Raw genomic sequence first — 21,037 nt, forward strand, 5'->3', positions numbered from 1 at the left:
GTTTTTTTAGGTAGTCGGTCTCCGCGCGCAGATAGGCGACTTCCCTGAGCAGCTCATCGCGGCTCATATCCTCAGGCGGCTTGGACGAACGGCTCTTTTTCATCGGCTTTTGGGGCGGCTGCGGGGGCGGCGCCAACGCTTGGGCACCGCCCTGAGCATACAGGCGCCGCCACTGCCCCACCGCGCCGGCATCACCAATCTGGAAGTAGGTGGTGGCCTCCCGCGCGGACATGCCGTCCTGGCTCATCTTCTCCAGGACGGCCAGCTTGAACGCGAGATCATAGGACCGGGCCTGGCGATGAAACCCCCGCCAACCATGCAGCCGATAGGTCGCCACCCAGCGCCTGACCGTGGAGAACTCCAGGCCATGGCGACGGGCAATGGCTTTGACCGATGTGGAGGTCTTGCAGGCCTCTTTGGCGACCTGCAGTTTGAAACGCGCGTCGTATCTGTTCATGTATCCCTCGGGGTTGGATCTGGCGTCCAACTCCCGGGGGTCACTTCACCCTGGGGGCTTGGCCGCGGCATCCATGCCGCGGACACTCCCGCAACCGGACCCACCCCGCCTTCGACAGATTTCTGCGACCTGCAGTAGATCCACGCCATGCGTGGATGCTTTTCGATCTCGATTCGAAATATTCGATTCCGATGGAGATTCATCCACACATGCGTGGATCTACCGTGTCGACCAAGGTCGACACCTACCAACAGCCACCGGAATCTGTCAGAGGTGGGGCGGTGTCGGAGTGCGGGGTGTCAGCCGCATGGATGCGGCTGCCAAGCCTACAAGGACGTACTTGCGGCGTCCCCGCACTCCGACATCGCCCCGCCATCTCACGGAATGCCTGCTTTTGACGTTGACGTTGCCTTGGCTTGAAGCCTCTGTGGGTGCAGGGCGCAGCCCTGCCGAACCCTCCTTTATTTGACCTGCACGTCAATCACGCCGTCGCCAACGCGGGCCTGCAGGGCGTCACCGGGCTGCACCTGGTCGACCTTCCGTACCAGCGTGCCATCGTCGCTGCGGGTCAGGATGCTGTAGCCACGGGCCACTGTGGCCAGTGGGCTGACCGCCTCCAACGAACGCGCCAGCCCGTGCAGGCGCAGCGCATCGCGTTCCAGCAGGCGCTGCATTGCAGCCTGTGGACGCCCGCGCAGGGCGGCCAGTCGGCGCTGCATCGCGTCGAGCTGGCGCTGCGGATGGTGTCCGCGCAGGATCGCCGCAGCATGACGCAGGCGCGCGGCACGGCGTTCCTGCTGCTGGTTGAAGGCGGCATGCAGGCGCCGGCCCAGATCGAGTTGGCGGCGGCGCAGCAGGTCCAGCCGCGCCTGCGGGCTCTGTGCGTTCAGGCGCAGCAGGGCGCGGTCGGCGCGCTGCATCGCCTGCTGCATCGCATGCCGTTGCAGCTGCACCATGCGCGCCGCCGTGCGGCGCAGGCGTAGGGCCAGTTCGCGCTGGTCCGGCACCAGCAGCTCGGCCGCCACCGACGGCGTCGGTGCGCGCAGGTCGGCGGCGAAATCGCTGAGGCTGAAGTCGGTTTCGTGGCCCACCGCCGACACCACCGGGGTGCGGCTGGCGGCGATCGCGCGGGCCAGTGCTTCGTCGTTGAACGCCCACAGGTCTTCCAGCGAGCCGCCGCCGCGGGTCAGCAGGATCACGTCGTAGCGGCCACTGGCATCGGCGGCCTGCAGCAGGCGGGTGATCTGTGCAGCGGCGCTGCTGCCCTGCACCAGGGTCGGCAGCAGGTCCACTTCCAGCAGCGGGAAGCGGCGGCCGAGCACGCTCAGCACGTCGCGCACGGCGGCGCCGGTGGGCGAGGTGATCACCGCCAGGCGCTGCACGTGCGCCGGCAACGGCCGCTTGCGTGCCGGGTCGAACAGGCCCTCGGCCTCCAGGCGTGCCTTCAGCTCCTCGAAGGAGCGGCGCAGTGCGCCTTCGCCGGCTTCCTCCATGTGGTCCAGCACCATCTGGTACTCGCCACGGGCGTCGTACAGCGTCACCTTGCCGCGCACCAGCACGCGCATGCCTTCGCGCGGCACGAACTTCAGGTACTGCGCCTTCATCCGGAACATCGCCGCGCGCAGCTGCGCACGTGCGTCCTTCAGGGTGAAATACAGGTGCCCGGAAGAAGGACGCGCCACGCTGCCCAGTTCGGCCTCGACCCAGATCGCCGGGAAGCTGCCTTCCAGCAGGTCGCGGGCCAGGGTGTTGAGCTGGCTGGGGGTGAGGATGTCGTTGTTGCGTGGCTGCATGGGAACGGCGTGCTGCGGGCGGAACGGGGGCTCAGGATCGCACGTCAGCGCACCGTGTGCTGGCCCAGCGCCCACTGCACGTGTTCACGCACCAGCGGCGAGGGATCATCGACGCGGGTATGCAACGCGGCCAGCGCTTCGGCCGAGGACGGTGCATTGCCCAGTGCCACGGCGATGTTGCGCAGCCAGCGCTCATGGCCACTACGCCGGATCGGGCTGCCTTCGGTACGGCGCAGGAACTCGGCTTCATCCCAGGCGAACAGCTGGTCCAGCCGCGCGGTATCGAGGTTGTTGCGCGCGCGGAAATCGGCTTCGTCGGTACGCTTGGCGAACTTGTTCCAGGGGCAGACCAGCTGGCAGTCGTCACAGCCGTAGATGCGGTTGCCGATCAACGGCCGCATGTCTTCGGGGATGGCACCGTCGTGCTCGATGGTCAGGTAGGAAATACAGCGCCGCGCGTCCAGCCGCTGCGGGCCGGTGATGGCCTGGGTCGGGCAGACATCGATGCAGCGCGTGCAGGTGCCGCAGTGTGCCGTGGCAGGTGCATCGATCGGCAGCGGGATATCGATGTAGATCTCGCCGATGAAGAACCAGGAGCCACCATGGCGGTCGATCAGGCAGGTGTGCTTGCCGATCCAGCCGAGCCCGGCGTTACGCGCCAGTGCGCGTTCCAGAACGGGGGCCGAATCGACGAACACGCGGTAACCCAGCGGTGCCACTTCATCGTTGATCTGCGTGGCCAGCTTCTGCAGGCGGTTGCGCATCAGCTTGTGGTAGTCGCGGCCCAAGGCGTAACGGGCCACGTAGGCGCGGCCGGGGTCGGCCAGGGTTGCCCAGGCTTCGGTGTCGTCCTTGTGGCTGTAGTCCATGCCCACCGAGATCACCCGTACGGTGCCGGGCAGCAGCTCGGCCGGGCGCGCGCGCAGGGTGCCGTGGCGCGCCATCCAGTCCATCGTGCCGTACAGGCCCTGGCCCAGCCAGTCGGCCAGGTGCGCCTCATCCTCGCCCAGCTCGATGCCGGCGATGCCGCAGCGCTGGAAGCCATGCGCACGGGCCAGTTCGCGGATGCGCTGTACGGCCTGGGCCGGATCGACAGGGGCGGGGACGGGGGACATGTGCACCAGTATAAAATCCCCGCATGGCCAACCTTGCCGATCTGTTCGATTCCGCTGCCGCGCGTGCGCTTGATGCGCAGGCCTCGGCGCTGGCCGCCGAGGGCGGTTGGGGCCTGATGGCGCAGGCCGGCCAGGCCGCCTGGCAGTGCCTGCTGCAGCATTGGCCGCAGGCACAGCGGATCGGCGTGGTGGTCGGTGCGGGCAACAACGGCGGCGATGGCCATGTGCTGGCCCGTCACGCGCTGCAGGCCGGGCGCGAGGTGATGGTGATCGCCTTGCCGGGGAAGTCGCCGTCAACCGTGCTGGCACAGCGTGCAGCATCGGAATTCACGTCCGACGGCGGCACCATCACCGATTTCGACGGCGCGCTGCCCGAGGCCGATATCTGGGTCGATGCCCTGTTCGGTCTGGGCTTCGATCGCGCGCCGGAAGGCGTGGCGCAGGCGCTGATTGCCGCCCTCAACGCGCAGACGGCACCGGTTCTGGCGCTGGACGTTCCCAGTGGCGTCGATGCCGATCGTGGTGCCGTACCGGGCGTGGCCGTGAAGGCCGCTTTGACCCTGCAGTTCATCGTGCCGCATCGCGGGTTGTATACCGGCGATGCGCTGGATCATTGCGGGCGGAAGGCGTTGGCGCCGCTGCAGCTACCCACGGCCGCATGGCAGGGCGTGTCACCCGCCGCAGAGCACTGGACCCAGGTGCGCCTGCCAGCCCTGCTGCCGCCGCGCCGCGCCAATACCCACAAGGGCGAATCCGGGCACGTGCTGTGCGTCGGCGGCAATCATGGCAGCGGCGGTGCCATCGCCATGGCGGCCGAGGCCGCTTTGCGTGCGGGCGCGGGACTGCTGAGCCTGGGCACCCGCCGCGATCACGTTGGCCCGTTGCTGGCTCGGTTGCCCGAGGCGATGACCCATGCACTGGAAGATGGCGATGTGCTGCCGGCGCTGCTGGACAAGGCCAAGGTGGTGGCGATCGGCCCCGGTCTGGGCCAGGACGAATGGGCGCGCGCACTGTTCGCGCGGGTGCTGGCCAGCGCCAGGCCACTGGTGGTCGATGCCGATGCCCTGAATCTGCTGGCGCAGGATCCGCGCGCGCTGCCCGACGCCATCCTTACGCCGCATCCGGGCGAGGCCGCACGCCTGCTCGGCTGCAGCACCGCTGACATCCAGGCCAGCCGCTACGCCTGCGCGCAGGCACTGGCCAAGCGTTTCCACGCCGTGGTGGTGCTGAAGGGGGCCGGCAGCATCGTCGCAGCGCCCGGGCAGCGGCCACGGCTGATTGCCGCAGGCAACCCCGGCATGGCCGTGGGTGGCATGGGCGACCTGCTCACCGGCATCATCGCCAGCCTGCGCGCGCAGGGCCTGGCCGCGTTCGATGCCGCTGCGGCCGGTGCGCTGCTGCATGGGCTCGCGGGCGATGTCGCTGCCGGCGATGGCGCGCGCGGCCTGCTTCCTACTGATCTGCTGTCGCCGTTGCGGCGACTGGCCAACCCGGAACTCTCTCCATGATCGATTTCTTCCTTGCCGACAGCGATGCCACCGAACTGCTCGGGCAATGGCTGGCGGCCACCCGGCCGCCGCAGGCGCTGGTCGAACTGCGCGGTGACCTGGGCGCCGGCAAATCCACCACCGCACGCGCGCTGCTGCGCGCACTGGGCGTGCAGGGGGCGATCCGCAGCCCGACCTACACCCTGGTCGAGCGCTATCCGCTGGCCAGCGGTGGCGAGGCCTGGCATCTGGACCTGTACCGGATCGGCCAGGCCGGCGAACTTGATTTCCTGGGCCTGGACGAGGGCAGCGCGGTGTTGTGGCTGGTGGAATGGCCGGAACGCGGCGCTGGCGCGCTGCCGCCGACCGACCTGGTGGTGGCGCTGGAGATCGAGGGGCAGGGGCGTCGCGTGCGTCTCACTGGAGCCAGCGACGTCGGACATGAATGGCTGAAACGGCTTCCCCAAGGGGGCGACTTGCAGGCCATTTCTGTCGGCTGACGAGAACAAAGACCGGCAGGTTACGGATTATTAAGGAAAAAGGTGTTGCATTCCGTTCAGCGCGGTGATTGAATCCTGAGCCATGCGCCCGGGGAACCGTCTCATCGCTATCTGTGCCGCCGTCGGACTGGGTCTGGCGAGCGTCAGTGCGTGGGCCGGTGAAGTCCGCCAGGTCCTGCTGAATACCGGCGCCACCGGCACCCGTGCCGAGATCTCGCTGGTCGGCAGTGGCGGCTACAAGACGCTTTCTCTGGCCGGTCCGAACCGTCTGGTGGTCGACTTCCCGGACTCCAGCGCCATACGCAACCTGAAGATGCCGGCTGCGCAGGGCGTGGTCACGGCGGTGCGTACCGGACAGCCGGTGCCGGGTACCTTCCGTGTCGTTTTCGACCTCGCTGAATCGGTGGCGCCGTTCCGCCCGCAGATGCAGCGCGAGGGCAATGAATCCAAGCTGGTGATCGAATGGCCGGGCGATGGCCCGGCTGTGGCCGCCAGCCGTCCGGCAGCGACGCCGGCGGTGCAGCCGCAGGCACCGGTCAGCACGCCTGCACCGGCGCCGACGCCGGCGGAGAGCGCGCAGTCGCGTTCCGATGCCGCGCGTGCCACTGCGCTGCTGACTGCCCAGGTTCGCCAGCAGGCCAGTGCCACTGCCGCCGCGCCGGCCACGCCCACCCCGGCGCCGTCCACTGCACCGGCCCAGGTTGCGGCGGCCGGTACCGTGGCCAGCAGTTCGCCTTCTTCCTCGCCGGCCGCGATCCTTGCTGGGCAGCGCACCGCAGCGGTGGTGACCACGCCGCCGGCCACGGTGCCCGCACCTGCACCGGTTCCAACCACGGTGGTGCCACCGCGTCCGGCCATGCCCAGCGATGCGTCGCGCATCCGCATGCAGGCCGGCATGCGCCATCTGGTGGTGGCCATCGATCCGGGCCATGGCGGCCAGGATCCGGGCGCGATCGGCCCGACCGGCAAGCGCGAGAAGGATGTGACCCTGGCCGTGGCGCGTGAACTGGCGCGCCAGGTCAATGCGACGCCGGGCCTGAAGGCCTACCTGACCCGCGACAGCGACGTGTTCATCCCGCTGCCGATGCGTGCGCAGAAGGCGCGTGCGAACAAGGCTGACATCTTCATTTCGATCCATGCCGACGCGGCCGAAAACCGTTCGGCCACCGGTTCGTCGGTATACGTGCTGTCGACCAAGGGCGCCTCTTCGCAGCGCGCCCGCTGGCTGGCGGACAAGGAAAACGCGGCCGACCTGGTGGGTGGCGTGCGCCTGCAGCAGACCGAAGGCACGCTTGCCAACGTGCTGCTGGACCTGGCCCAGAGCGGCTACATGAAGGCGTCCGAGGACGCGGCCGGTCATGTGCTGGGCGGCCTGAAGCGGATCGGCAACAACCACAAGCCGAACATCGAGCGCGCCAACTTCGCGGTGCTGCGTACTTCGGACATGCCGGCGATGCTGGTGGAAACCGCGTTCATCTCCAATCCGGATGAAGAGCGCCGCCTGATCGACCCGGCCTACCAGCGCAAGATCGCCGGAGCCGTGCTGGACGGTGTACATACCTTCTTCAGCCGCCAGCCGCCGCCGGGGACGCTGTATGCCGCCCGCGCCCAGGCCGAGATCGACGCAGCCGGCACCATGGCCGGCGGCAGTAAGTAACCCGCCGAAGGCGGGTTACTGCTTTCTGTAGAGTCGACCCGCGCTCGACTGGGCCTTGCCGGTAGCCCGTCAGTCGAGCATCGCTCGACTCTACCCTCGGCCGCTCCGTTATCATCCCCGCATGACGTCTGCTACCCATCCGCGCCCGATCCGGCCGTTGCCGGAGATCCTCATCAACCAGATCGCTGCCGGCGAAGTGGTCGAACGTCCCGCATCGGTGGTCAAGGAGCTGGTCGAGAACGCGATCGATGCCGGTGCCAGCCGCGTTGATATCGATCTTGAAGAGGGCGGTGTACGCCTGATCCGCATCCGTGACAACGGCAGTGGCATCGCACCGGAACAACTGCCGCTAGCGGTCTCGCGCCACGCCACCAGCAAGATCGCCGATCTGGACGACCTCGAATCGGTGGCCACGCTCGGTTTCCGTGGCGAAGCATTGCCGTCGATCGCCTCGGTCAGCCGTTTCACCCTGTCCTCGCGTCGCGCACATGATGAACACGGTTCGGCGCTGCAGATCGAAGGCGGCAAGATCGGCGAAGTGATGCCGCGCGCGCATGCGCCGGGCACCACGGTGGAAGTGCGCGAGCTGTTCTACAACGTACCGGCGCGGCGCAAGTTCCTGCGCGCCGAGCGCACCGAGCTGGGCCATATCGAAGAGTGGCTGCGTTCGCTGGCGCTGGCGCGGCCGGATGTCGAACTGCGCGTCTCGCACAACGGCAAGGCGTCGCGCCGCTACAAGCCGGGCGATCTGTATTCCGATGCGCGATTGGCCGAAACGCTGGGCGAGGATTTCGCCAACCAGGCCGTGCGTGTCGACCACAGTGGTGCCGGCCTGCGCCTGCACGGCTGGATCGCGCAGCCGCATTATTCGCGCGCCAGCGCCGACCAGCAGTACCTGTACGTCAACGGCCGTTCGGTGCGCGACCGCAGCGTCGCCCATGCGGTGAAGATGGCTTACGGCGATGTGCTGTACCACGGCCGCCAGCCGGCCTATGTGCTGTTCCTCGAGCTCGACCCGACCCGCGTTGATGTCAACGTGCACCCGGCCAAGCACGAGGTCCGCTTCCGTGATTCGCGGCTGGTGCACGATTTCGTCTACCGCACGCTGAAGGATGCGCTGGCCGATACCCGCGCCGGCATGTCGGCGCAGGACATCGGTGCCGGCTCCGCGCATCCGGCGGATGCAGGTTCGGCACCGATGGTCTCCAGTGCGGGTGCCTCCGGATTCGGTCTGGTCCGCGGTGCCGCACCGGGTGCCGGTTCGAGTGGTGGCGGTGGTGGATTCTCGGGCTGGCGCCCGCAGCAACCGCTGGGATTGCAGGTGGCCGATGCACCGGCTGCCTATGCCGCGCTGTATGCCGCACCGGCCGGCGCCGAACGCGGTGCTGCGCTGCCGCCGATGCCGATCGAGAACGGACTGCCGGTGACCAGTGCCGACGCCGGCGTACCGCCGCTGGGCTACGCGATCGCGCAGCTGCACGGCATCTACATCCTGGCCGAGAATGCTGAAGGCCTGATCGTGGTCGACATGCACGCGGCGCACGAGCGCATCGGCTACGAGCGGCTGAAGAATGCTCACGACGGCATCGGCCTGCAGTCGCAGCCGCTGCTGGTGCCGATCACGCTCGCAGTGGGCGAGCGCGAAGCCGACACCGCCGAGAGTGAAAGTGAAACCCTGGCCGCACTCGGCTTCGAAGTGACCCGTGCCGGCCCCGGTGCGCTGCACGTGCGCAGCATTCCGGCGCTGCTGGCGCATGCCGAACCGGAAGGCCTGCTGCGCGACGTGCTGACCGACCTGCGCGAGCATGGCCAGAGCCGTCGCGTGGCGAGTGCGCGCGATGAACTGCTGTCGACCATGGCCTGCCATGGCGCGGTGCGCGCCAACCGGCGCCTGACCGTGCCGGAAATGAACGCGCTGCTGCGCGACATGGAAATCACCGAGCGGTCGGGCCAGTGCAACCACGGCCGGCCGACCTGGGCCCGTTTTTCGCTGGCGGAGATCGACCGCTGGTTCCTGCGCGGACGTTGAGGGGAGCATCGATGCGTTATCGGGGAATGGGCGGCCTGCTGGCCGCTTTGGTGTTGGCCGCCTGCAGTCCGGCGACACCGCCGGCGCCGACGGTTACTGAAGATCCGGCCTACGCGGCCACGCAGCAGCAGTGGCGGGTAGCACGCTACCAGGACCTGACCCGGCCCGATGGCTGGACCGCGCTGGTTGGCCTGCACTGGCTGCAGAACAAATCGCACTTCGTCGGCAGCGGCGCGACCAATGGCATCCGCCTGGCGGTTGGGCCGGACAAGCTGGGCCTGCTGCGCCGCGAAGGCAGCCAATGGTGGTTCACACCCGAGGCCGGTGTGGACGTCAGCCATGACGGGCAGCCGGTGCGCGGCCGCATCCGCGTCGACACCGACAAGGATCCGCAGCCGACGCTGCTGGCCTTCGACGGTGGCAAAGGCCAGCTCAGCATCATCCGCCGCGGTCCGCGCGATGCGCTGCGGGTCAAGCATGCCGATGCGCCGGCACGCCGTGATTTCGGCGGCCTGGAGTACTGGTCGGGAGGCCCGGACTGGCAGGTGCAGGCGCGCTTTGTCGCACATCCGCCGGGCAAAACCCTGCCCATCGTCGACATCACCGGCCTGACCACCGAAATGCCCAATGCCGGCGCGGTCGAGTTCCAGCGCGATGGCCGCAACTGGCGGCTGGAGGCGATCGGTGCGCCGGGGCAGCCGCTGTTCCTGATCTTTGCCGATCGCACCAGTGGCCGCGGCAGCTATCCTGCCGGGCGTTACCTGGACACCGATGCGCCGGCAGCCGATGGCACGGTGCGCATCGATTTCAACCATGCCTACAACCCGCCGTGTGCGTTCACCGCCTACGCGACCTGCCCGCTGGCGCCGCCGGAAAACCGGCTGGACCTGCGCGTGGAAGCGGGCGAGAAGGCTTACCACCTGCCTGAAGGAGAAGGCTGAGATGCCGATCAGATCCCTGTTGCGTGCCGCTGTCCTGTTGGCGGCCTGTGCGCTGGCACCGATGGGTGCAGCGCGTACCGTGCAAGCCGACACCGCTGGCGCAGCGGCGGCCAAGCCGCCGGTACCGTTGCTGTGGAAAGTGACCGGCCCGGGCGACTCGCGCCTCTACCTGCTCGGTTCCTTCCACCTGCTGAAGCCACAGGACTACCCGTTGTCGCCCGATGTCGAACAGGCGTTCGAGGCCTCGCAGCGGGTCGTGTTCGAACTGTCGCCGGAAGACATGCAGTCGCCGCAGCTGGCCAGCCGCATGGTGCAGGCAGCGGTCCGCACCGATGGCAGCGAACTCAAGCGTGATCTGGATGCTGCGACCTGGCAGAAGCTGCAGGTGTTCGCCACCGAGAACAAGCTGCCGCTGGCGCAGATGCAGGGCATGAAGCCGTGGTTTGTCGGTCTGAGCATTTCGGTCGGGCAGATGCAGAAGCTGGGCCTGGACCCGGCACTGGGCCTGGACCGTCACTTCATGGAGCGTGCGCAGAAGACCGGGCGCAAGACCGCGGGACTGGAAGACATCGACACCCAGATCGGCATGCTCGACGGAATGACGCTGCAGGAACAGCGGCAGATGCTGGCCGAAGCGCTGGACCAGGCCGGCAAGGCCGACGAACAGGCACGCCAGCTGCATGATGCCTGGCGCCGGGGTGACGAGCGCCTGCTGTGGACCCGGATGGCGGCGGAAATGCGCCAGCAGTATCCGCAGCTTTACCAGCGCATCAATACCGGCCGCAATGACGCATGGGTGCCGAAGCTGCTGCCGTACCTGCAGGCCGGGCAGGGCGGCACGCTGGTGGTGGTGGGCACGCTGCACCTGCTGGGCAACGACGGCGTGGTAGAGAAGCTGAAGGCGAAGGGTTACAAGGTCGAGCGCGTATGCACGGGGTGCAAGGCGAAACGCTGACGTATCGTTGGCGCGATGCCAAACAAAACGGCGCGCCAGGGGCGCGCCGTTTTCGTGTCAGCCGTTGCCGCAGCTCAGCGGCGGGTCTTGCCGCCGGTGCCGGTGCCCGGTTCGTTCGGCTTGTTGCCGGTGCCTGCGCCGGTTCCCGTTCCGGTGCCGCCCGGGCGCGGGCCACCGAAGCCAGTGCCCATGTTGCGCTGGAATTCCTGCCACAGCTCCAGGTTGCGCTCGGTCAGCTGGTTCATCATTGCCCACGGGGTCTGGCCCAGCAGGTTGCCCATCTGCTGGCGGAACTGCTGCTGCTGGTCGAGGAAGACCTGCATGCTGCGCTCCAGGTAATTGCCCATGAAGCCCTGCAGGGAATCGCCGTAGAAGCGGATCAGCTGGCTCAGCAGCTGGGTGGACAGCATCGGTTCGCCGTCCTGTTCCTGGTCGGCGATGATCTGCAGCAGGACCGATCGAGTGAGGTCGTCGCCGCTCTTGGCGTCGCGGACTTCGAAGTCTTCACCGTCCAGGATCAGCTGTCGCACGTCCTCGATGGTGATGTAGCTGGAGATCTCGGTGTCGTAGAGACGGCGGTTCGGATACTTCTTGATGATGCGGGTCGCAGCCATGAAGCGGTACTCGTCACAGTAGACGCGCAGCATGGCGCAGTGCAGCAGCCGTTGCAACCGCCTCAGCCCCCGCCAGGCTTGGCTTTCAGCAGTGATCATGTTGCGCAACAAGGGTTTGCGTGCTGCGCAGCATGACTCTTGGCAGGGGCCGGCGGCGTTCGTCGCGAGGGCCCGCTGCGCGGCTTACCAACCCATATGGTGGCCGCCGTTGATGTCCAGGTTGCTACCGGTGATCCACGAGGCTTCGTCGGCGACCAGGAACGAGACGCCGTAGGCGATTTCCTCCGGCTTGCCCAGGCGTCCGGTGGGGATGTCGGCGATGATCTTGGCGCGCACTTCCTCCGGCACCGCCATCACCATGTCGGTGGCGACGTAGCCGGGCGAAATGGTGTTGACGGTGATGCCGAAGCCGGCGTTCTCGCGCGCCAGCGAGATGGTGAAGCCGTGCATGCCGGCCTTGGCCGCCGCGTAGTTGGCCTGGCCGTACTGGCCCTTCAGGCCGTTGATCGAGCTGATCTGGATGACCCGGCCCCAGCCGCGCCGGCGCATGCCCTCGATGACCGGGCGGGTGACGTTGAACACCGAATTGAGGTTGGTGTTGATCACATCGTGCCACTGGTCTGCGCGCATGCGATGGAACGTGGTGTCGCGGGTGATGCCGGCGTTGTTGACCAGGATCTCGACCGGGCCCAGCTCGGCCTCGACGGCGCGCACCAGCGCTTCGGCGCTGCCTGGATCGGAGACATCGCCCGGGAAGATCGACACGCTGTAGCCGCGTTCGGTCATCGCCTGCTGCCAGGCGCGGGCCTTGGCCTCGTCGCGGTAGTTGGTGGCGACCCGGTGGCCCTGGTCGGCCAGGCGTTGGCAGATGGCGGTACCGATGCCGCCGGTTCCGCCGGTGACCAGTGCGACGCGAGATGTCATGGAGTGCTGTCCGGGTATCAGGTGGGGGAAGGGTGATTCTGCAACATCGGCGCGGAAAGTGCGCCGGCTGGCAACAGGATGTCGCTACGCGGCAGCCGCGCCGGGTCGAAGGCCTGCTGAGCGGCCGCCAGCAGCGTATCCAGATCGTGCGCAGGTTCCAGCGCCTCAGGTGCCTGGCCGAGCAGCTGCCAGAGCTGGCGCAGCACGGGCAGCGGGTGCGAACTGTCCACCGGCAACGCCGCCAGCGACTTGGACAGCTTGTGGCCCGGGGCATCGAGCAGCAGCGGCAGGTGCCAGTAGCGCGGCACCGCCAGTCCCAATGCCTGCTGCAGCAGGATCTGCCGCGCGGTGGAGTCGAGCAGATCGGCGCCGCGCACCACTTCGGTCACGCCCTGCGCAGCGTCATCGACCACCACCGCCAGCTGGTAGGCCCAGCAGCCATCGGCGCGGCGCAGCACGAAGTCGCCGACCTCGGCATGCACGTCCTGCTGCTGCGGGCCGCGCAGTCCATCGTCGAACTGCACGACGCTGCCGGGCGGTACGCGGAAGCGGACGGCCGGGTCCGGTCGTGGTTGCCGGGCGACACAGCGATGATGGATGCCGCCGCTGGCGGCAAGGTCGCTGCGGCTGCAGTGGCAGACAAAGGCCTGGTCGCTGGCGAGCAGTACATCCAGCGCGGCCTGGTAGGCCTCGCCGCGCGTGCTCTGCCAGAGCACCGGGCCATCGTGGGCCAGGCCGAACGCGGACAGCGCCTGGAGTTGCGAATCCGCTGCACCGGGCACGGTGCGCGGCGGGTCGACGTCTTCGACACGCAGCCGCCACAGGCCGCCGTGATGGCGGGCGAGCAGCCAGCTGCCGAATGCGGCGAGCAGGGATCCGGGGTGGAGCAGGCCGGTCGGCGAAGGGGCGAAGCGGCCGCAGGGAATGGGGGAGGTCATGCTGGCTGAATCGTCGGTCAGGTTGGCGCTTGAATTCAAGCTGACCACACCGCAAATTGACCGGTATCGACCCCTTCCGAGCCGGATTTTCCCATGTTTACCCGCATTGCCCTGTTCCTGGCGACCAACTTCGCGGTCCTGATCCTCGCCAGCATCGTGATGTCGTTGCTGGGGGTCAATTCGAACCAGATGAGCGGCCTGCTGGTCATGGCCGCGATCTTTGGTTTTGGTGGCTCCCTCATCTCGCTGCTGCTGTCCAAGTGGATGGCCAAGCGCTCCACCGGTGCGGTGGTGATCACCGAGCCGCGCAACCAGACCGAGCGCTGGCTGCTGGCCACCGTCGAGCGCCAGGCCAAGGCGGCCGGCATCGGCATGCCCGAAGTGGCCGTGTACGAAGGCCCGGAGATCAATGCCTTCGCCACCGGCGCCAACCGCAACAACGCGCTGGTGGCGGTGTCCACCGGCCTGCTGCACAACATGAGTGAAGACGAAGCCGAAGCGGTGCTGGGCCACGAAATCGCCCACGTCGCCAACGGTGACATGATCACCATGGCGCTGCTGCAGGGCGTGCTGAACACCTTCGTGATCGTGCTGGCCCGCGTGGTTGGCGGCATCATCGACAGCGCGCTGTCGGGCAACCGCGAAGGCGGCGGCCGCGGCTTCGCCTACTACATCATCGTGTTCGTGCTGGAGATGGTGTTCGGCCTGTTCGCCACGATGATCTCGATGTGGTTCTCGCGTCACCGCGAGTTCCGCGCCGACGCCGGCGGTGCCTCGCTGGCCGGCCGCCAGAAGATGATCGCCGCGCTGGAGCGCCTGCAGCTCAACCACGGCCAGAGCACGCTGCCGACCCAGATCGCGGCCTTCGGTATTGCCGGTTCGACCGCGAAGAAGCTGTTCATGAGCCACCCGCCGCTGGAAGAGCGCATCGCCGCGCTGCGGGCGTCTACGGTGGCGTAAGCCTCCGCTTCCACGGTAGTGCAGGAACGCCCGGCCCCGCGCCGGGCGTTTTGTTTGCGCACACGCATCGGTGCGTCGGGCGATGCCCGGGGATCAATTCCGCGACCGCGGAGGGGTGTCACTTTCTTTGCTCGTGCACCGCGCTGCAGGAGCAGCGTGGAACGGCGTAGCCGGCCCGTAGGGTGGCGCACATGGATGTGCGCCATCAAGAAAGTAACCAAAGAAACACGCCGCCAGGGCGCGAGCCGATGCTGCGCATCGGTACCCTGCGCTCCTCGGTCCGTCGAGGGACGGTGCGGGAACTCGCTGCGCTCAAACACCCGCACCTCTTCGCCCTCGCCGGACCTGCGGTGCTCGGCTCGCTTGAAGGCGGACTGGAAAATCAAGATCAAGGGCAACAGCATCCACGCATGGCGTGGATCTACTGGGTGCAGCTGTGGCATTTGACCTTGGGTCCGCCTTGAGCGAGCCGAGCATCGCAGGGCACCGGCGCGCAGCGACGGCTCGCGGCTGGCGGAGCATTTCTTTGGTTACTTTCTTTGCGCACAAAGAAAGTGACACCCCTCCGCGGTCGCGGAAATGACTCTCCGTGCGCGCAAACGAAAACGGCACCTTCGCAGGTGCCGTCTCCATGAGCCGCTTTACACGGAACCTCAGAACTTCGCGTCGAACTCCGCCGCGTAGCCAGTGTTCACCAGCACCTTCTGCAGCGACTCGGCCACCTTCAGGTTGCCGGCCACGATTTGGTGGGTGTCCGGACCGCGGTTGTCCATGCGGCCCAGGGTCGCGCCCTTGAAGTCGCAGACCTTGCCGCCGGCCTCGCGGACCAGCAGCAGGCCGGCAGCGATGTCCCATGCCTTCACGCCGGCTTCGAAGTAGGCGTCGGCGCGGCCGCAGGCCACGTAGGCCAGGTCCAGTGCCGCCGAGCCGGTGCGGCGGATGTCCTCGCCGTGCACCAGCAGGGCGTCCACCGCCTTCAGCTGGGCGCTGGCACGGTTGCGCTCGCGCGGGGCGAAGCCGGTGTGGATCATCGTGCCTTCCAGATCCTTGCGGTCGGCCACGCGGATGCGGCGGTCGTTCAGCACGGCGCCGGCGCCACGGCTGGCGGTGAACAGTTCATTGCGCAGCGGGTCGAAGATGACCGCATCGGTCGGCTCGCCGTTCTCGACCAGGGCGATCGACACGCAGTAGTGCGGCACGCCGCGCAGGTAGTTGCTGGTGCCGTCCAGCGGGTCGATGACCCACATCTGGCGGCGCTCGCCCTGCACGCCACCTTCTTCACCGAAGATGCCGTATTCCGGGTAGGCGCGCTTGAGCTCCTTGACGATGACCTTTTCCGCGTCCGCATCCACTTCGCTGGCGTAGTCCATCCGGCCCTTCTGCACCACGTTCAGTGCCTCGAGCTTGTTGATGTTGCGCAACAGGACGTTGCCGGCGAGGCGGGCGGCCTTGACCATGACGGTTACGGCGGGTTTCTGCATGGCGTGGGCTCCCGGAAAGGCAGAAGAGAAGGACTGGCGGGGGAAAAGAGCGGGTCCGGCGCAGTGGCCGGCCGCACAGTTTACCATTGGTCATCGTCCAGCTCGACCTTTTCCCTGTTCATGTCCCAGTTTCCTGCCGCCACCCGTCTCCGATTCGTCCTGGTCGGTACCCAGCACCCCGGCAACATGGGGGCCGCCGCCCGTGCCCTGAAGACCATGGGCCTGGCCCGCCTGGTACTGGTCGCCCCCGAAAAGCCGCTGGACGAGGAGGCCTTCCGCCGCTCGGCCGGTGCCGAAGACGTGCTGGGGGACGCCCCGGTGGTGGCCACCCTGGCCGAGGCCGTGGCTGACTGCCGCCTGGTGCTGGGCTGCACCGCCCGTGCCCGCCGCGTCCAGCTGGAGGAGTACCTGCCGGCCGATGCCGCTGCCCGCGCGGTGGCCAAGGCCGGGGAGGGTGCCGAGGTGGCGCTGGTGTTCGGCCGTGAGCGCACCGGCCTGACCAACGAGGAACTGCAGCTCTGCCATGCGGCGGTGCACATCCCGTCCGATCCGGAGTTCAGCTCGCTCAACCTGGCAGCCGCGGTGCAGGTGCTGGCCTATGAAACGCGCATGCAGCTGCTGGGCGCGCAGCCGGCCACCGATGCCGAGCCCGGCTTCCGCGAACAGGCGGCCAACCACGAGCAGATGGAGAGCTTCTTCGCCCAGCTGGGTGACACGCTGGACGAGATCGATTTCCACAAGGGCCGCGCCCCCGAGTCGGCGATGCGCAAGCTGCGCCGCCTGTTCCTGCGCAGCGAGCCGAGCGAGCAGGAAGTGCGCCTGCTGCGCGGCATCCTCGCCGACACCCAGCGCATGGCGCGACTGGCCCAGGCAGGCGGCAAGGACAGCTGACGACGTTCTCATTTTTTCGGGTAGTCTGTCTGGATACCCAGGGGGGATGAAGCCTGTGTCGGGTCTGCGAAAGGCAATGCAGGGGGGACTGCTGAGCCTGGCCATGGTCCTGCTGGCCGGGACGGTGCGTGCAGCACCGGACCCGGTGCTGGTGCTGGGCCGGATCAGCGATGATCCCAAGGCCCACTACGAGCAGCTGCAGCCCTTGCTGGACTACGTGGTGGCGCGCATGCACGACGTTGGCATCAAGGAGGGGAGGATCCTGATGGCACGCGACCCGCAGCAGATGGCCAGCTACCTGCGGCGGGGCAGGGTCGACTGGGTCACGGAAACCTCGGGTACGGCGGTGGCGCTGGGCCAGCGCAGTGGCGCCCGTCCACTGCTGCTGACCGAGCGCAACGGCGTGCGTGATTACCAGACGGTGTTCTTCGTGCGCCGCGACAGCCCGATCCAGCGCGTACAGGATCTGCGGGGCCATCGCCTGGCCCTGCAGAACACGGCGTCCACCAGTGCCTATCTGGTGCCGGTGATGACGTTGCTGCAGGAGGGCCTGTCGCCCCAGATCCTGGCCGGTGCATGGGACATGCCGGGCCGGGACAGTGTGGGTTACGTATTTGCACGCAGCGAGCTGAACATCGCGACGTTCGTGCACAAGGGCGTGGTTGACGTGGGAGCGGTGAGCAGCGTGGACTGGAATGACGAGCGGCGGATGCCGGCAGCGTTCCGGCGCGACTTCCGCGAACTGCTGCGCACCGAACCCTACCCGCGTGCGGTGGAGATGGTCCGCGCCGACCTTGATCCACGCGTGCGCGATCGCCTGCAGGAAGTGCTGCTGCAGGCAGCCAGCGACCCGCAGGCACAGGGGGCGTTGCATCGGTTTTTTGGCACTTCCGGGTTCCACCGCGTCGATGCGCATGCGCAGCAGCGGTTGGATGAATTGAAACAAGGATTGACGCGCGTGCGGATGGAAGTGGAATGAAGTGGCTTGGCTCGGGGATGCAGGCCCGGTTCCTGCTCGCGATGGGCGGGGCGATGGTCGTGGTGATCGCGATCCTTGCGGTGTTGTTGGGGCGGCAGACGGCGATGCAGGGCGAGGTGCGCAACCTCAGCGGCGGCGTCATCCATGAATTGTTCGACCGCAGCGTGCGCAGTCGCGGCGAGGCGATGGCGCGTGAGCTGTCCGACGCCCTGGCCAACCCGTTGTACTACCGTGATCTGGACCAGGTGGGCGTACTGGTGCGCAGTACCGCGCGCCAACCCGTGGTGCGCTATGTACTGGTGTTCGACGAGCGCGGCCGGCTGGTACACGATGGCTCGGTCGAGGTGTCCGGATTCGGCCAGCCGATGGCCGATCCACTGGCACCCAAGGCCGCGGCCGCGCAGATGCTGGTCGTGCAGGAATCGCCGAAGGTGCTCGACAACACCATGCCGATCATGATCGGCAACCAGCGCATTGGCGGCGTCCGGGTCGGCATGGCGCTGGATGAGGTGCAGCAGCGCGAGCAGGCGGCCAACGCCACCCTGGGCGAGCGCCTGCAGCAGGTCGGCAGCCGTCACCTGGGCTGGCTGCTGCTGATGCTGGGCCTGCTGGTGGTGATCGGTGTGGTGGTGATCCTGTACGTGCAGCGCACCCTGGTCGCGCCGATCCGTGATCTTGCCGTCGCCGCCCGTCGCATCGAGGCCGGTGACTACCAGACGCCCCTGGCCGAGAACACCCGCGACGACGAGGTCGGCGAACTGGTCCGCGGTTTCGCACGGATGCGTGATGCGATCGCCCGCCATGACCGCGAAGTGCGGCGCATGGCCTACACCGACGCGTTGACCGGGCTGACCAACCGGCTGGCATTCCGCGAGGCGCTTGATCATCGGTTGATGGCTGCCCGTGCCGCCAATCACCGGTTGGGGCTGCTGTTCGCCGATATCGACGACTTCAAGCGGGTCAATGACACCCTTGGCCATGAAGCCGGCGACGAGGCATTGCTGCAGTTCGCCCAGCGTATCGGTCGCGCGGTCACCGAGGCCGGTGGCGATGAGGCCTTGCTGGCGCGCTTCGGCGGCGACGAGTTCGTGATCCTGGTGGGCGACGGTGATGTGGCCGCCAACGCGCGGCTGCTGGCCGAAGTGCTGGTGCGCGAGCTGGGCAAGCCGCTGGTGGTGCAGGGCAGGGAGCTGTTCCTGGGTACCTCGATCGGCGTGACCCTGTTCCCCGACGATGCGGCCGATGCGACCACCCTGTTGAAGAACGGCGACATCGCCATGTACCAGGCGAAGATGGCCGGCAAGAACTGCTATCGCTATTACAGCCGGGCGATGGACCATGCGGTCGAGCGTCGCGTGCATATGGAACAGGAGCTGCGCGGTGCCTGGGAGCGCGGCGAACTGCGCCTGGCCTACCAGCCGATCTTCCGCATGCGCGACCGCCGCATGGTCGGCGTCGAAGTGCTGCTGCGCTGGCAGCATCCGACCCTGGGCACGATCCCGCCCTCGGTGTTCATCGAAGTGGCCGAGCAGAGTGGCCTGATCGAGATCATCGGCCCGAAGGTGCTGCGTGCGGCCTGCATGGAAGCCTCGCAGTGGCGGCGCGGGGCGGCTGGGGACGACCTGTTCGTGTCGGTGAACGTGTCGCCACGGCAGTTGCGCGGCGGTGAACTGCCGGCGCTGGTTGCGCAGTGCCTGCACGAGTCCGGGCTGCCGGCCTCGCGCCTGCACCTGGAGCTGACCGAAACCGCCGTGATCGGCGACGAGATGGTTGCCGCGCAGCTGCTGGACAAGCTGCACCGCACCGGCGTGAAGGTCTGGCTGGATGATTTCGGGACCGGCTTCTCCGGGCTCAGTCATCTGCGTCAGGTGCCCGTGGACGGCGTGAAGATCGACAAGAGCTTCGTGGCCGACATGCAGCGTGATCCTGATGACCTGGCGCTGACCACGGCGATCATCGCCATGGCCCACGCGCTGGGCATCACCGTGGTGGCCGAAGGCATCGAGCAGCAGGCACAGTTCGAGCTGCTGGCCCAGCGCGGCTGCGACCTTGGCCAGGGCTATTGGCTGAGCCATCCGGTGACCGCCACCGAAGTGGTTCGGATGATCGAATCGGGCGTCTGAAGGTAGATCCATGCCATGCGTGCATGGGCGTTCCTGGCCGAATCATCCACGCATGGCGTGGATCTACTGTTACACCGGGCGCTTGCTCGGGTCGCCGGGCAGTTCGCGCACCAGCTTCGGGATCAGGTAACCGGACAGGCGCGCGGTCAGGCTGGCAATCAGCGCCTTGGCCTGGGCATCGTCCACTTCGAAGTGGGCCACGCCCTCGACCTTGTCCAGCTGGTGCAGGTAATAGGGCAGCACGCCGGCGGCGAAGCTGCGCTCGCTCAGATCCTGCAGGGCCTGCACGCTGTCGTTGACCCCGCGCAGCAACACCGCCTGGTTCAGCAGCTGGGCGCCGATGCCGCGCAGGCGGGCCATCGCCGCGTCCACGCTGGCATCGAATTCATTGGCATGGTTGGCGTGGACCACGATCGCCAGCGGCCACGGCAGGCTGCCCAGCCAGGAGACCAGTTCATCGTCCACGCGCTCCGGCAGCACGATCGGCAGCCGGGTATGGATGCGCAGGCGGCGGATGTGCGGTATCTGGCGCAGGGCGTCGGTCAGCTCGGCCAGCTTGTGCGTGGCCAGTGACAGCGGGTCACCGCCAGACAGGATCACCTCGTCGATGTCCGGGTCGGCGGCGATGGCGGCTACGGCCTCCTGCCAGCCCCCCTTGGCGGCGTTCTCCGCGCCATAGTCGAAGTGGCGGCGGAAGCAGTAGCGGCAGTTGATCGCGCAGCTGCCGGTGGCGACCAGCAGGGCACGGCCGCGGTACTTCTGGATGACGCCGGTGGCCTTCCTGGCGGCACCATCGCCCACCGCATCGAAGCTGAACCCGGGCGCCGGGCGCATTTCCGCGTCGATCGGCAGCACCTGGCGCAGCAGCGGGTCGGCGGCATCGCCAGGGCGCATGCGGGCCACGAAGCCTTCCGGAACGCGCAGCGCGAACTGGGCCATGGCCGCCTCCGAGACGCCCAGCGCGGCCGGGTCCAGCTGCAGCCGGGCCAGCAGCGCGTGCGGGTCGCGCAGCGCCTGGCGCCAGAGCTGCTGCCAGCGCGCGGGCGCACCTGGCGACTGGGGCCGTGGGAAGGCGGAAAGCTGCATGGAGAGGGGGCCTGCGGTTATCATGGGGGCAGAAAAACAGTCGCCCACCGGCATCCGGTGGGCTTTCCATTCTAACGGCTCGCCGCACCCGCGGCGTTTTTGCCACT

At 67.8% G+C, this 21,037-nt stretch carries 19 protein-coding genes; 11 read left to right on the top strand and 8 right to left on the bottom strand.

From position 1 onward, the window contains the following. The 3 genes from EKL94_RS00005 to queG all read right to left on the bottom strand — a co-directional run. Positions 1-457 (bottom strand): helix-turn-helix domain-containing protein (locus EKL94_RS00005; RefSeq protein ID WP_148105795.1); only part of this gene is annotated, 457 nt, incomplete at its 3' end. A 461-nt stretch (positions 458-918) separates the two neighbouring features. Continuing rightward, on the bottom strand, positions 919-2,250 hold the full coding sequence (xseA, locus tag EKL94_RS00015) for an exodeoxyribonuclease VII large subunit (RefSeq protein WP_126927478.1): 1,332 nt from the start codon (positions 2,248-2,250) through the stop codon (positions 919-921). A gap of 44 nt (positions 2,251-2,294) precedes the next feature. Continuing rightward, positions 2,295-3,365: a tRNA epoxyqueuosine(34) reductase QueG gene (gene queG, locus EKL94_RS00020; protein WP_126927479.1), complete on the bottom strand. Its 1,071-nt coding sequence runs from the start codon at positions 3,363-3,365 to the stop codon at positions 2,295-2,297. Between the two features lie 23 nt (positions 3,366-3,388). On the opposite strand from queG, the gene EKL94_RS00025 reads away from it, so the two are divergent. The 6 genes from EKL94_RS00025 (at position 3,389) to EKL94_RS00050 (ending at position 10,934) form a co-directional block, all read left to right on the top strand. Next, positions 3,389-4,873 (top strand): NAD(P)H-hydrate dehydratase, encoded by a 1,485-nt coding sequence (locus EKL94_RS00025; RefSeq protein ID WP_126927480.1) that lies wholly within the window; start codon positions 3,389-3,391, stop codon positions 4,871-4,873. Next, positions 4,870-5,352 carry a tRNA (adenosine(37)-N6)-threonylcarbamoyltransferase complex ATPase subunit type 1 TsaE gene (gene tsaE / locus EKL94_RS00030; protein ID WP_012511659.1) on the top strand — a complete coding sequence of 161 codons (483 nt, stop codon included), beginning with the start codon at positions 4,870-4,872 and terminating at the stop codon, positions 5,350-5,352. Before EKL94_RS00025 ends, tsaE begins: the two co-directional genes overlap by 4 nt. A gap of 82 nt (positions 5,353-5,434) precedes the next feature. Further along, positions 5,435-7,009 (top strand): N-acetylmuramoyl-L-alanine amidase, encoded by a 1,575-nt coding sequence (locus EKL94_RS00035; protein WP_126927481.1) that lies wholly within the window; start codon positions 5,435-5,437, stop codon positions 7,007-7,009. A 121-nt stretch (positions 7,010-7,130) separates the two neighbouring features. Next, positions 7,131-9,038: a DNA mismatch repair endonuclease MutL gene (gene mutL, locus EKL94_RS00040; RefSeq protein WP_126927482.1), complete on the top strand. Its 1,908-nt coding sequence runs from the start codon at positions 7,131-7,133 to the stop codon at positions 9,036-9,038. A gap of 11 nt (positions 9,039-9,049) precedes the next feature. Continuing rightward, the gene (locus EKL94_RS00045) at positions 9,050-9,979 is read left to right on the top strand and encodes a DUF1684 domain-containing protein (protein ID WP_126927483.1); all 930 of its coding nucleotides are present in this window, start codon (positions 9,050-9,052) and stop codon (positions 9,977-9,979) included. A 1-nt stretch (position 9,980) separates the two neighbouring features. After that, positions 9,981-10,934 carry a TraB/GumN family protein gene (locus EKL94_RS00050; protein WP_126927484.1) on the top strand — a complete coding sequence of 318 codons (954 nt, stop codon included), beginning with the start codon at positions 9,981-9,983 and terminating at the stop codon, positions 10,932-10,934. A gap of 74 nt (positions 10,935-11,008) precedes the next feature. Here EKL94_RS00050 and phaR read toward each other — a convergent pair whose 3' ends face one another. The 3 genes from phaR to gluQRS all read right to left on the bottom strand — a co-directional run bounded on the left by phaR (position 11,009) and on the right by gluQRS (position 13,410). Continuing rightward, on the bottom strand, positions 11,009-11,548 hold the full coding sequence (gene phaR / locus EKL94_RS00055; RefSeq protein ID WP_032130258.1) for a polyhydroxyalkanoate synthesis repressor PhaR: 540 nt from the start codon (positions 11,546-11,548) through the stop codon (positions 11,009-11,011). 183 nt (positions 11,549-11,731) lie between these two features. Then, complete coding sequence (phbB, locus tag EKL94_RS00060; protein ID WP_049437412.1) at positions 11,732-12,472, bottom strand: acetoacetyl-CoA reductase; 741 nt, start codon at positions 12,470-12,472, stop codon at positions 11,732-11,734. A 17-nt stretch (positions 12,473-12,489) separates the two neighbouring features. Beyond that, complete coding sequence (gluQRS, locus tag EKL94_RS00065) at positions 12,490-13,410, bottom strand: tRNA glutamyl-Q(34) synthetase GluQRS (protein WP_126927485.1); 921 nt, start codon at positions 13,408-13,410, stop codon at positions 12,490-12,492. Positions 13,411-13,503: 93 nt separating this feature from the next. Between gluQRS and htpX the strand changes: the two genes are divergently transcribed. Beyond that, positions 13,504-14,370: a protease HtpX gene (htpX, locus tag EKL94_RS00070; RefSeq protein ID WP_010486600.1), complete on the top strand. Its 867-nt coding sequence runs from the start codon at positions 13,504-13,506 to the stop codon at positions 14,368-14,370. A 191-nt stretch (positions 14,371-14,561) separates the two neighbouring features. After that, on the top strand, positions 14,562-14,834 hold the full coding sequence (locus EKL94_RS00075) for a hypothetical protein (RefSeq protein WP_126927486.1): 273 nt from the start codon (positions 14,562-14,564) through the stop codon (positions 14,832-14,834). 189 nt (positions 14,835-15,023) lie between these two features. Here EKL94_RS00075 and EKL94_RS00080 read toward each other — a convergent pair whose 3' ends face one another. Then, complete coding sequence (locus tag EKL94_RS00080; RefSeq protein WP_126927487.1) at positions 15,024-15,851, bottom strand: inositol monophosphatase family protein; 828 nt, start codon at positions 15,849-15,851, stop codon at positions 15,024-15,026. Positions 15,852-15,971: 120 nt separating this feature from the next. Here EKL94_RS00080 and EKL94_RS00085 point away from each other — a divergent pair, with 120 nt between their 5' ends. The 3 genes from EKL94_RS00085 (at position 15,972) to EKL94_RS00095 (ending at position 19,844) form a co-directional block, all read left to right on the top strand. Then, positions 15,972-16,742 carry an RNA methyltransferase gene (locus EKL94_RS00085; RefSeq protein ID WP_126927488.1) on the top strand — a complete coding sequence of 257 codons (771 nt, stop codon included), beginning with the start codon at positions 15,972-15,974 and terminating at the stop codon, positions 16,740-16,742. 76 nt (positions 16,743-16,818) lie between these two features. Continuing rightward, a complete protein-coding gene (locus EKL94_RS00090) occupies positions 16,819-17,721 on the top strand; it encodes a phosphate/phosphite/phosphonate ABC transporter substrate-binding protein (protein WP_032952775.1) in 903 nt (300 codons plus the stop codon). After that, the gene (locus EKL94_RS00095; protein WP_126927489.1) at positions 17,718-19,844 is read left to right on the top strand and encodes a putative bifunctional diguanylate cyclase/phosphodiesterase; all 2,127 of its coding nucleotides are present in this window, start codon (positions 17,718-17,720) and stop codon (positions 19,842-19,844) included. Before EKL94_RS00090 ends, EKL94_RS00095 begins: the two co-directional genes overlap by 4 nt. Positions 19,845-19,913: 69 nt before the next feature. On the opposite strand, the gene epmB is transcribed toward EKL94_RS00095, so the two are convergent. Then, the gene (gene epmB / locus EKL94_RS00100) at positions 19,914-20,954 is read right to left on the bottom strand and encodes an EF-P beta-lysylation protein EpmB (RefSeq protein ID WP_126927490.1); all 1,041 of its coding nucleotides are present in this window, start codon (positions 20,952-20,954) and stop codon (positions 19,914-19,916) included. Positions 20,955-21,037 lie beyond the last annotated feature (83 nt).

The organism is Stenotrophomonas maltophilia (genome assembly GCF_003970865.1).
In the GTDB taxonomy this organism is placed as follows: Bacteria; Pseudomonadota; Gammaproteobacteria; order Xanthomonadales; family Xanthomonadaceae; genus Stenotrophomonas; species Stenotrophomonas maltophilia_AR.

What these genes read in the sequence shown, in the direction of transcription:
- queG (WP_126927479.1), bottom strand. Translation starts at nt 3,365, where the DNA reads ATGTCCCCCGTCCCCGCCCCTGTCGATCCGGCCCAGGCCGTACAGCGC.
- mutL (WP_126927482.1), top strand. Translation starts at nt 7,131, where the DNA reads ATGACGTCTGCTACCCATCCGCGCCCGATCCGGCCGTTGCCGGAGATC.
- EKL94_RS00035 (WP_126927481.1), top strand. Translation starts at nt 5,435, where the DNA reads ATGCGCCCGGGGAACCGTCTCATCGCTATCTGTGCCGCCGTCGGACTG.
- EKL94_RS00085 (WP_126927488.1), top strand. Translation starts at nt 15,972, where the DNA reads ATGTCCCAGTTTCCTGCCGCCACCCGTCTCCGATTCGTCCTGGTCGGT.
- EKL94_RS00025 (WP_126927480.1), top strand. Translation starts at nt 3,389, where the DNA reads ATGGCCAACCTTGCCGATCTGTTCGATTCCGCTGCCGCGCGTGCGCTT.
- phaR (WP_032130258.1), bottom strand. Translation starts at nt 11,548, where the DNA reads ATGGCTGCGACCCGCATCATCAAGAAGTATCCGAACCGCCGTCTCTAC.
- gluQRS (WP_126927485.1), bottom strand. Translation starts at nt 13,410, where the DNA reads ATGACCTCCCCCATTCCCTGCGGCCGCTTCGCCCCTTCGCCGACCGGC.
- epmB (WP_126927490.1), bottom strand. Translation starts at nt 20,954, where the DNA reads ATGATAACCGCAGGCCCCCTCTCCATGCAGCTTTCCGCCTTCCCACGG.
- EKL94_RS00075 (WP_126927486.1), top strand. Translation starts at nt 14,562, where the DNA reads ATGGATGTGCGCCATCAAGAAAGTAACCAAAGAAACACGCCGCCAGGG.
- EKL94_RS00045 (WP_126927483.1), top strand. Translation starts at nt 9,050, where the DNA reads ATGCGTTATCGGGGAATGGGCGGCCTGCTGGCCGCTTTGGTGTTGGCC.
- EKL94_RS00095 (WP_126927489.1), top strand. Translation starts at nt 17,718, where the DNA reads ATGAAGTGGCTTGGCTCGGGGATGCAGGCCCGGTTCCTGCTCGCGATG.
- tsaE (WP_012511659.1), top strand. Translation starts at nt 4,870, where the DNA reads ATGATCGATTTCTTCCTTGCCGACAGCGATGCCACCGAACTGCTCGGG.
- EKL94_RS00050 (WP_126927484.1), top strand. Translation starts at nt 9,981, where the DNA reads ATGCCGATCAGATCCCTGTTGCGTGCCGCTGTCCTGTTGGCGGCCTGT.
- EKL94_RS00080 (WP_126927487.1), bottom strand. Translation starts at nt 15,851, where the DNA reads ATGCAGAAACCCGCCGTAACCGTCATGGTCAAGGCCGCCCGCCTCGCC.
- EKL94_RS00090 (WP_032952775.1), top strand. Translation starts at nt 16,819, where the DNA reads ATGCAGGGGGGACTGCTGAGCCTGGCCATGGTCCTGCTGGCCGGGACG.
- phbB (WP_049437412.1), bottom strand. Translation starts at nt 12,472, where the DNA reads ATGACATCTCGCGTCGCACTGGTCACCGGCGGAACCGGCGGCATCGGT.
- xseA (WP_126927478.1), bottom strand. Translation starts at nt 2,250, where the DNA reads ATGCAGCCACGCAACAACGACATCCTCACCCCCAGCCAGCTCAACACC.
- htpX (WP_010486600.1), top strand. Translation starts at nt 13,504, where the DNA reads ATGTTTACCCGCATTGCCCTGTTCCTGGCGACCAACTTCGCGGTCCTG.